The following is a 9,160-nucleotide window of genomic DNA, read 5'->3' on the forward strand; positions in this document are numbered from 1 at the left end:
CACCACCATCTTGGGCCCTTGCCGGGGAGACCAGACCATCTGCCCGCGAAGGAAGGTCTGCCTGCGTCCGGCCCAGACGCCGTTCAGGTAGACGTCCACCTCGGAGGTGCGCGGGCAGCCCAGCGCGAGCGGGGTGCTGACCGAAAGCGCGCGGCGTAAGGTCACTGCGGTGGATGTACGGCTGGTGCCGGCACTTGCCATGATGCGATCGTCTCGATTCTGGTGGTGTGGTGAGGCTTCTTCGGGGAACCGGTAGCCGGCGTGAGGGGCGACGATTTCAACGATGGGCGGGCACGTGATGAGCTGGTAGGACGCTGCCGAGTCCACTTGAAGGGCAGCGACCTGCGTGACCTGGTTCTGGTCAGGTGGTGCTGGGCCCCAGAGGGCTGCCAGGCGTTGGCGATCCGCTCGCGAGTGGTTCCTTCAGCTCAACGAAGATCGCGTGTGTGTCGGTGTCGCCGACGTTCTCGCCGGAATGCTCTTGAGCGCCGACCCATCGCACCTGCCCGGATTGGAGCTCGACATCCACCTGCCGGGCGCCGGCCGCAACCCTTCTCTTGAAGGAACCCAGCGTGTACATGACGCTGTCGGGGTGCCGATGGGGTGTGGTCTTGTCGCCCGGCTTGTCCTTGTACTCCAGGACCCGGATGCGCTCGTTCTCGAAGATCAGTTTATAGAGGTCGGGATTCGTTGTGGTGGGATCTTGGTCCATGAACGCATCACCCGGTCTGCTTCGTCATGACACCGACGCCGATATGGGACTGAAGTCCCATGGGACGAAGGTACCATGATGAGCATGTCAGTACCATATGAGTTGAGTGGCCGTCATCAGCAGAAGGCTCGTACGCGACAAGCGCTCATCTCGGCCACGCGTGAGCTGCTGACGCAGGGTGCCTTCCCCACCGTGGAGCAGGCCGCGGCTGCAGCGGGCATCTCCCGGACGACGGCGTACCGGTACTTCCCCAACCAGCGCACGCTGCTGCTTGCCGCACATCCCGAGACCCAGCAGCAGTCGCTGCTGCCCGAGCATGCGCCCAGCGATCCGCAGGCCCGGCTCGACCTGGTCATGGAGGCTTTCACCCGCATAACGGTCGAGTGGGAACCGCAGCTGCGCACCTCACTGCGTCTGTCGCTGGAACCGGCCCCCGACACCGACCAGCCGGTTCTACGCGGAGGGCGAGCCATCGGCTGGATCGAGGACGCCCTGGTGCCCCTGCGCGAGACCAACCCCGAGATCGATGTGCATCGGCTCGCCGTGGCGATCCGATCCGCTAGCGGCATCGAAGCGCTGATATGGCTCACCGACATCGCCGGCCTCTCCCGTGAAGAGGCGGTGGAAACGATGTGCTGGTCGGCACGCGCCATGCTGCAAGCGGCGCTCGTCAGCGCGGCACCCTCACAGTCGCAGCCTTCCTCATCTGGCTCCGAACCTGATCCGGGAAGCAGCTCCTAGCGCCTGCGTCTCTTCCCATGACGGCCCCGAGCACCCGGCCGAGGCCCCTCCACGAAGCGCAGGCGGTGGCTGCGGGCGCGTAGCGGCTCGGCCACCAGCCTGCGCAATTCGTCCATGCCGACCTCGGCGGGATGGCCGGAGCGCACGACCGTGTCGATGATCTCCGGCGCCTCCCGTCCCGCGATCTGGGTGACCTGGTTCATGACCTCGTCAGGGCCGCCCAGCTCCAGCAGCGTGAGCAGTCCCTCTGCCATCAGCAGCAGGTGCTCCTCCGACGTGAGGTCATCGGGTTGGATCGCGCCTTCCTCGATGAGAGCCGTCACGGCGATGGGGCCCAGCGCCAGATCCCCGCGCAGCCGCCTGAGGAGCAGCTGATCGTCGGGGCGCGCCTCCGCCAGGGCGTCGAGCATGGCGGAGGCGCGGGTGCGGAACGGGCAGGCGCGGATGGCGTCCAGCAGCGGCTCGACGTCGCCGCCATGGGCCGCCAGCCAGCCGTCCAGCTCCATCACGGCCGTGTCCGGCGGGTAGTGCTCCGCGAGCACGCCGAGCAGCTCGCCCGGTGTGGCCTGCGCCAGCTCGCCGACGAGCGGTGCGTCCCGGCCCTCCGCGAGCATCCGCTCCCGTATGCCCCGCACGCCGAGCGGCGTCAGGCTGACGAGCAGGCCCGGCTCGGCGAGGCGGGCGCGGAGGCGGTCCCGCGCCGCCGGCGGCAACACCTGGTCCTCGTCGTCGAGGTCGCTGGAGTAGAGCTCGTCGGCCATGCCGTGGTCCAGCTCCACGGCGCCCAGCTCGGCCAGCGCCTCCAGCGCCGCGACCAGGTCCCGGTCGACCTCCTGCCGCCACAGGTCGTGCCGGAGGTCATCGTCGTCTATCGGGTAGTTCTCCTGGCAGGCCAGCCAGACCGATTCCTGGAGCCGGGCCACGGGGACCCGGCCCGGCAGGCCGTACACGCTGTTCAGCACGTCCGGCATGGCCTCGTCGAAGTCCTCGGCCAGCAGCGACGCGAAGCTCTCCGGCGGGCCTACCTCCAGGCCCAGGTCGAAGAAGGCCTCGAAGGCCGGCGACCACAGCTGTTCCGGATCGCGCAGAAGGGGCGCGGCCTTGGCCACGCGGACGAGGCGGCTCTTGTGCACGCGGACGATGCGGATGCCCTTCGCCCATTCGAGCAGGAAGTTCAGCTTGGGCAGCTCCGTGGCGCTGCGGGCCTTGAGGTCGTGCTCTCCGGTGCCGAGAAGCTGGGCCAGCTCACGGGCGTCGGCCAGGCGGAGGTTCCCGGCGGTGGTGAGCGGCCGTCCGTCCTTTCCCGCCCAGTCGGCCAGAGCCGTCAGCCGCCGTACGGTCTCGCTCCGCGCCGCCGCGGCGGCCAGCTCCGGGACGGGCGGCAGGACGACGGGAGGCTGGGGGAACGCCCGCTCCTCGTCGAGCCCGGGATCGAGGAAGCGCGCCTCCACGATCTTTTCGAGCAGGTCGGCGTCGTACGCCACCCGCCCCGCGTCGATGTCGCGCTGGAACCTGTTCAGGGCCTTCTGATCGGTGAGATCGACCCCGTGATCGAGCGCCACCTGCGCCCAGAACTTCGCCGGCCCCAGGCGCAGCAGGTCGTCCAGCACCGCCGGGTATTCCTTCGCGGCCTCCGCCACGGCCGCCTCCAGCTCGGCCGGCGTGGCGCCGCGCGGATCCCGCAGGCCCGTCGCGTCGAGGTAGCGCAGCAGCGTCAGCAAGGTTTCCGGCGCGGCCTCGAGCACCTCTCGCGGCGCGATGACGTACCGGGGAATCCATTCCCCCAGGAACCGCCCCACCTGCTCGGCGTTCCAGAACGCCAGCCGCCCGTCCGTGCTGCGATGACGCGCGTCCAGGGCCGACGCCACCACCGTGGGGTGGGCGTTCAGCCCGCCCCCGTCGGCCCAGTCGAGGCAGCGGCGGATCAGCAGGTCCTTGGCCGCCTCGAACTCCTCGTCCTCGCCCGGCTCGAAAAATGTCCGCATGATTCCTCATGATCCCGCAGCTCGGTCTTCCAGCCCACCGGCCCTGGCATCCGCAGCAGCCAGTGACTCCCCATGATGGACCGAACCACCCCTTGTGCGGGCGTGGGATGGAAAATCACGCCGTGACGCTGAGATCGGCGACCGCCGCGACGACCTGGTCCACTTCGTGTTCGGTGTTGTAGTAGTGCGGTGACAGGCGCAGGCACCAGTCGATGTCTTTGTCGCCGAAGTCGAACTGCGCGAAATGGCGGAAGCTGAGCGCCGAGTTGATGTGGCGCGCGTCCAGGGCCGCTTTGAACGGCTCCGGCTGCCAGCCGTCGATGGCGAAGGTGACCAGGGCGCCCAGCTGTCGCCCGTGGTCGAGCACCCGTATTCCGGGCAGGCCGGCGAGCCGGTCGCGCAGACCGGCGGCCAGGGCAGGGGTACGGCGGGCGATGGCGTCCAGGCCGACCTCGCGGGCGTAGCGTGCGGCGGCGGCGCAGCCGAGCACGATGGCGTAGGGGAACTCCCAGTCCTCGAACCTGGCTGCCGTTTCGACCGGCTGGTAGCGGCCCGGCTCGACCCAGCGCGCGCCGTACATGTCGATGAACAGCGGCTCGTAGCCGGCGCGCAGCACGCGGTCGGAAACGTACAGGAAGCCAGAGCCGCGGGGTCCGCGCAGGAACTTGCGGCAGGTGGCGGTGAGCAGGTCGCAGCCGATCTCGGCGACGTCGATCGGGTACTGGCCGACGGACTGGCAGGCGTCGACCAGGTACAGCAGGTCCAGCTCGCGGCAGTGCCGGCCGATCTCGGCGACCGGCTGGACCAGGCCGGAGTTGGTGGGGATGTGGGTGGCGGCCACCAGACGCGGGCGGTGCCGGCGCATCAATTCCGCCATCGCCGCCACGTCCACCCCGCCCTCGGGGAGGTCGGGCGCGTGGACGACGTGCACGCCGAACCTCTTGCTCAGCGACAGGAAGGCGATCTGGTTGGAGATGAAGTCGTTGCGGGTGGTGAGGATGACATCACCGGCCTCGAACGGTATCGCCGACAGGGCGGTGGAGAACGCATGGGTTGCGCTACCGGCGAAGGCGATGTTCTCGGGAGCGCAGTTGATCAGTGCGGCGGTCTCGATGTAGAACTCGCGGACCTGCTCGGCGCGGGCGGCCGAGGCCTCGTAGCCGCCGATGTTCGCCTCCAGCCGCAGATGGTCGACCATCGCGGCCAGCACGGGAGTGGCCAGCAGGCCGCAGCCGGCGTTGTTGAAGTGCACGACGTCGCCGACGCCGGGAGTGTCCGCGCGCAGGGCCGCGACGTCCAGAAGCGATTCTGTGGAAAGCATGGAAGCGCTATTATCGATACTCATGTCAGACAGTAGCAGTTCGGCGGAGTTGGTGACCCGGATGCGGGCGATGATCGCCCGGCTGTCGCCGGGCGATCGGTTGCCGAGCAGCCGGGAGCTGATCCGGCGCTACCGGGTCGGCCCCGCCACCGTGTCGCAGGCGATCGCCACGCTCGCCGCCGAGGGCGTGGTGATCACCCGGCCAGGCAGCGGCACGTACGTGGCAGCACGCGTCGAGCGACGCACCCAGGTCGCCGACACCGCCTGGCAGTCCGTCACCCTCGCCGACCGGACCGTCGACACCAGCATCCTCACCAACGCGTTCGGCGTGGCCCCCGAAGGGACGATCATGCTGGACGGCGGCTACCTGCATCGATCGCTCCAGCCCACCCAGATCCTGACCGCGGCGCTGGCCCGCGCGGCACGCCGCCCCGACGCGTGGGACCGCGCCCCCGCGAGCGGCCTGGCGGCCCTGCGCAGCGTGTTCGCCACCATGGCGGGCGGCGGCGTGAGCGCGGACGACATCCTGATCACGGCCGGCGGGCAGAGCGCCCTTTCCATGGCGTTCCGTGCCATCGCCGGGCCAGGAGACCCCATCCTGATGGAGTCGCCCACCTACCCGGGAGCGATAGCCGCCGCCAGGGCCGCGAGCCTGCGCCCCGTACCGGTGCCGATGGACGCCGACGGCCTGCAACCCGACCTCCTGGCCGACGCCTTCGCCATGACGCGAGCACGCCTGCTGTATTGCCAGCCGACCTATCACAACCCCACCGGCACCGTGCTGGCGCCACAACGCCGCCGGCAGATCCTCGACACGGCCAGAGCCGCGGGTGCCTTCGTGATCGAGGACGACTTCGCGCGGCACCTCGGCCACGGCGCGCCGGTGCCGCCGCCCCTGCTGGCCGACGACCTCGACGGCACCGTGGTCTACCTGACCTCCCTCACCAAACCAGCGGCGCCGAGCCTGCGCATCGGCACCCTGGTGGCCCGAGGCCCGGTGATGGAGCGCCTGCGCGCCATCCGCCTGGTCGACGACTTCTTCGTCGCCCGCCCGCTCCAGGAAACGGCGCTCGAACTCCTCACCTCCCCCACCTGGGAACGGCACGTCCGCACCCTGGCCGCGGCACTGCGAGAGCGGTGCGGGGCACTGACGGCCGCCGTCACGAACGAACTTCCCGGCTGGACCCTCACCCGCGTTCCTACGGGGGGTCTCCACCTGTGGGTCCGCCTGCCATCCGGCACCGACGACACCGTGGTCGCCGGCAGGGCGCGTCAACACGGCGTCGCCGTCAGTGCCGGCAACCGCTACTTCGCCACCGAACGCCCGGCGGCCTATCTACGCCTCGGCTTCGCCGCCGGCGCCGACCGCGCCGAGCTGATCGAAGCCGCACGCCGGCTCGCGCAGATAATCCGCAACGAAACTAGACTGGGCCCATGACCGCCATGGCGCCATCACGCGCGGAGCCCGACCTGTCGTTCCTGCTCGATCACACCAGCCACGTGCTGCGTACGCAGATGGCGGCGGCGCTCGCCGAGATCGGCCTGACCGCCCGCATGCACTGCGTGCTGGTCCACGCCATCGAGGAGGAGCGCACCCAGATCCAGCTCGCCGAGATCGGCGACATGGACAAGACCACGATGGTGGTCACGGTGGACGCCCTGGAGAAGGCCGGGCTGGCCGAGAGACGGCCGTCCAGCACCGACCGGCGGGCCAGGATCATCGCGGTCACCGAGAAGGGCAGGGAAGTCGCCGAGCGCAGCCAGCGGATCGTGGACGGCGTTCACCGTGCGGCCCTCGGCGCGCTGCCGGAGGACGAGCGCGAGGTGCTGCTCCGTGCGATGAACCGGCTCGTTCAGGGGCACCTCGCCACCCCTGCGGAGGCGCCGGCGACGGCCCGTCGCCCGCGGCAATAGACCGTAAGAGATAGTCTGCAACAAAACTATCTGCTACGGTTTCTCCTGTTGCTTCTGAACAGGAGAGACCATGTCGTATCCCAAACTCCGCGCCCTCATCGTGCTCTCGGCCGCGATGCTGATGACGATCCTCGACGGCAGCATCGTGACCGTGGCCATGCCGGCCATGCAGCGCGATCTGGGCTTCACCCCCGCCGGGCTGAGCTGGACCGTCAACGCCTACCTGATCGCGTTCGGCGGGTTACTGCTGCTGGCCGGCCGGCTGGGCGACCTCATCGGCCGCAAGACGATGTTCCTGGCCGGCAACGTGGTCTTCACCGCCGCCTCCCTGCTCGCCGGGGCGGCCACCGGTCCCGGCCTGCTGATCGCCGCGCGTTTCCTGCAGGGGGTGGGCAGCGCGATGGCCTCGGCGGTGGTGCTGGGCATCCTGGTGACGATGTTCACCGAACCCAGGGAGCGGGCCAGGGCCATCGGCGTCTTCAGTTTCACCGGCGCCGCCGGCGCCTCGATCGGCCAGGTCCTGGGCGGAGTGCTCACCGACGCGCTCAGCTGGCACTGGATCTTCTTCATCAACGTGCCGATCGGACTGGCCACCGTCGCGGTGGCGATCAAGGCTCTCCCGGCCGATCGGGGAGTGGGCCTGGGCGCGGGTGCGGACGTCCTCGGCGCCGTACTGGTGACCGCGGGGCTGATGCTGGGCATCTACACGGTCGTCAAGATCGAGGAGTACGGCTGGCTGGCCGGCCACACGCTGGGCCTCGGTGCCGTGTCACTCGTCTTGCTGGCCGGGTTCCTCGTCCGCCAGGCGACCGCGCGTACCCCGCTGATGCCGCTGCGCGTCTTCCGTTCGCGCAATGTCTCGGGCGCCAACCTGGTGCAGATGCTGGCGCTGTCGGCCATGTTCGCCTTCCAGATCATCGTCGCCCTCTACATGCAGAAGGTCCTCGGTTACGGTGCCCTCGACACCGGGCTGGCGATGCTTCCCGCGGCGGTGGCCATCGGCGGGGTGTCGCTGTTCGTCTCCGCCCGGCTCAACACCCGCTTCGGCGAGCGCGCCGTCCTGGCGGCCGGTCTGGTGCTGTTGCTGGGCGCGATGGGCTGGCTCACCAGGGTGCCGGTGCAGGCTTCCTACGCCGTCGACCTGCTCCCGGTGATGCTGCTGATCGCGGGCGGCGGGCTGGTGCTTCCCGCGCTGACCACGCTGGGCATGTCCGGTGCCAAGGCCGACGACGCCGGGCTGGCGTCGGGGCTGTTCAACACCACCCAGCAGATCGGCATGGCGCTCGGCGTCGCCGTCCTGTCCACGCTCGCCGCCTCGCGCACCGGCGTCCTGCTCGCCTCCGGGGCCTCCGAGGCGGCGGCGCTGACGGGCGGCTACCGGCTGGCCTTCACCGTCTCCGCCGGGCTCCTCGTCGCCGCCCTCATCGTCAGCCTCGCCGTACTGCGCCGTCCCGCTCCCGCTCCGGAGCCCGAGAAGGCCGCGCTCACCACCCTCTGAACACCGTTGAGGAGAGAACATGAACGAGAACCAGTCAGGGCCCGCACCTCGGACGCTGACCGAGGAGGAGCTGGTGAGGCTCCTCGGCGAGCAGCGGTTCGGCGTGCTGGCGACGGTGAGGCGCAGCGGTCACCCCGCCATGTCCACCGTCCTCTACCGGTGGGATCCCGCCGGACGGATCATCCGGATCTCCACGACGGCCGGCCGGCTCAAGGCCCGGCAGGTACGCAACGACCCACACGTCGCCCTCCACGTGAGCGGCCCGGACGTCTGGTCCTTCGCCGTCGCCGAGGGCGAGGCCGAGGTGTCGGACAGCCCCGAGGAACTGCTGGCCCTCGCGGACGATCCGGCCGATCCCACCGTCTACCTGGAGCAGCAGGCGCGCGAGGGGCGAGTGGTGATCAAGATCAAGGTCTCCCGCCTGTACGGCACGGCCCTGGACATCCCATGACTGGTTCGGATGCCCTTGTGGTTGCGACGGCCCTGTTGCGGCCGGGTGCTGTGGGCGTACGACGTCCCCCATCTGGACTTGCCGGAGGCCGCCTGCGGCAACGGTCAGCCGATGTTGAGGAGGCCCGAATCGACGACACGGCGGCCAAAGGGGCGGGCCAGCTCGGCCAGGCGTACGCAGCCATCCTCGCCCAACGCCTCGTACGCCGGCATGGCCAGGACATCCGTGCGGTCCTCGATGTGCTGGCGCAACGCCTTGCCCTCCGCGGTCAGGGCGCCGGCGTCCAGGAGGCCCCGGGTGCGGAGGCGGTCTTCTGCGGCGGTCCAGGCCTCCTCCGGCCAGGCGCGGCTGATCTTGAGGAAGGGGGTGGGGACCTCGCCGCTGGCGGCGTGGAGCACCAGGGCTTCGAGGCCGCTGATGCCCTCCGTCAGGAGCGTGGCCACGTGGCCGTCGCCGCGGAACTCGCGCAGCAGGGTTTGGGCGTGCCAGAGCCGCTGGAGGGGGTCGTCCGGCCAGGGGCTGTCCCTTATACACATCT

The 9,160-nt window shown here is 70.0% G+C and carries 9 protein-coding genes; 5 read left to right on the plus strand and 4 right to left on the minus strand.

Going from position 1 to position 9,160, the window contains the following annotated elements; all coding sequences use genetic code 11:
* Positions 1 to 361 precede the first annotated feature (361 nt).
* Entirely contained in the window at positions 362 to 712 is a 351-nt protein-coding gene (locus tag EJK15_RS64550; RefSeq protein WP_138720140.1) for a cupin domain-containing protein, read from the minus strand.
* A gap of 84 nt (positions 713 to 796) precedes the next feature.
* On the opposite strand from EJK15_RS64550, the gene EJK15_RS64555 reads away from it, so the two are divergent.
* Positions 797 to 1,453, plus strand: a complete 657-nt coding sequence (locus EJK15_RS64555; RefSeq protein ID WP_138720141.1) for a TetR/AcrR family transcriptional regulator — start codon at positions 797 to 799, stop codon at positions 1,451 to 1,453.
* Here the strand turns inward: EJK15_RS64555 and EJK15_RS64560 are convergent.
* Together EJK15_RS64560 and EJK15_RS64565 are read right to left on the minus strand one after the other, a co-directional pair.
* Positions 1,450 to 3,438: a hypothetical protein gene (locus EJK15_RS64560; RefSeq protein ID WP_171075332.1), complete on the minus strand. Its 1,989-nt coding sequence runs from the start codon at positions 3,436 to 3,438 to the stop codon at positions 1,450 to 1,452. The two genes, EJK15_RS64555 and EJK15_RS64560, sit on opposite strands and share 4 nt — an antisense overlap.
* A gap of 115 nt (positions 3,439 to 3,553) precedes the next feature.
* A complete protein-coding gene (locus tag EJK15_RS64565; protein WP_240778028.1) occupies positions 3,554 to 4,759 on the minus strand; it encodes an aminotransferase class V-fold PLP-dependent enzyme in 1,206 nt (401 codons plus the stop codon).
* Positions 4,760 to 4,781: 22 nt separating this feature from the next.
* On the opposite strand from EJK15_RS64565, the gene EJK15_RS64570 reads away from it, so the two are divergent.
* The 4 genes from EJK15_RS64570 to EJK15_RS64585 all read left to right on the plus strand — a co-directional run bounded on the left by EJK15_RS64570 (position 4,782) and on the right by EJK15_RS64585 (position 8,622).
* Entirely contained in the window at positions 4,782 to 6,197 is a 1,416-nt protein-coding gene (locus tag EJK15_RS64570) for an aminotransferase-like domain-containing protein (RefSeq protein WP_138720144.1), read from the plus strand.
* Positions 6,194 to 6,673 carry a MarR family winged helix-turn-helix transcriptional regulator gene (locus tag EJK15_RS64575; protein WP_138720145.1) on the plus strand — a complete coding sequence of 160 codons (480 nt, stop codon included), beginning with the start codon at positions 6,194 to 6,196 and terminating at the stop codon, positions 6,671 to 6,673. The genes EJK15_RS64570 and EJK15_RS64575 overlap by 4 nt, the downstream gene beginning before the upstream one ends.
* 70 nt (positions 6,674 to 6,743) lie before the next feature.
* The gene (locus EJK15_RS64580) at positions 6,744 to 8,171 is read left to right on the plus strand and encodes an MFS transporter (protein WP_138720146.1); all 1,428 of its coding nucleotides are present in this window, start codon (positions 6,744 to 6,746) and stop codon (positions 8,169 to 8,171) included.
* Positions 8,172 to 8,190: 19 nt separating this feature from the next.
* Positions 8,191 to 8,622 (plus strand): pyridoxamine 5'-phosphate oxidase family protein, encoded by a 432-nt coding sequence (locus EJK15_RS64585; protein WP_138720147.1) that lies wholly within the window; start codon positions 8,191 to 8,193, stop codon positions 8,620 to 8,622.
* 104 nt (positions 8,623 to 8,726) lie between these two features.
* On the opposite strand, the gene EJK15_RS64590 is transcribed toward EJK15_RS64585, so the two are convergent.
* Positions 8,727 to 9,160, minus strand: a 434-nt coding sequence (locus tag EJK15_RS64590) for an SCO6745 family protein (RefSeq protein WP_420847183.1), incomplete at its 5' end; no start/stop codon positions are given.

Source organism: Nonomuraea basaltis, assembly GCF_005893125.1.
GTDB lineage: Bacteria > Actinomycetota > Actinomycetes > Streptosporangiales > Streptosporangiaceae > Nonomuraea > Nonomuraea basaltis.

Coding starts and splice junctions, on each gene's coding strand:
- EJK15_RS64550 (WP_138720140.1), bottom strand. CDS start 712: ATGGACCAAGATCCCACCACAACGAATCCCGACCTCTATAAACTGATC.
- EJK15_RS64555 (WP_138720141.1), top strand. CDS start 797: ATGTCAGTACCATATGAGTTGAGTGGCCGTCATCAGCAGAAGGCTCGT.
- EJK15_RS64560 (WP_171075332.1), bottom strand. CDS start 3,438: ATGCGGACATTTTTCGAGCCGGGCGAGGACGAGGAGTTCGAGGCGGCC.
- EJK15_RS64565 (WP_240778028.1), bottom strand. CDS start 4,759: ATGCTTTCCACAGAATCGCTTCTGGACGTCGCGGCCCTGCGCGCGGAC.
- EJK15_RS64570 (WP_138720144.1), top strand. CDS start 4,782: ATGTCAGACAGTAGCAGTTCGGCGGAGTTGGTGACCCGGATGCGGGCG.
- EJK15_RS64575 (WP_138720145.1), top strand. CDS start 6,194: ATGACCGCCATGGCGCCATCACGCGCGGAGCCCGACCTGTCGTTCCTG.
- EJK15_RS64580 (WP_138720146.1), top strand. CDS start 6,744: ATGTCGTATCCCAAACTCCGCGCCCTCATCGTGCTCTCGGCCGCGATG.
- EJK15_RS64585 (WP_138720147.1), top strand. CDS start 8,191: ATGAACGAGAACCAGTCAGGGCCCGCACCTCGGACGCTGACCGAGGAG.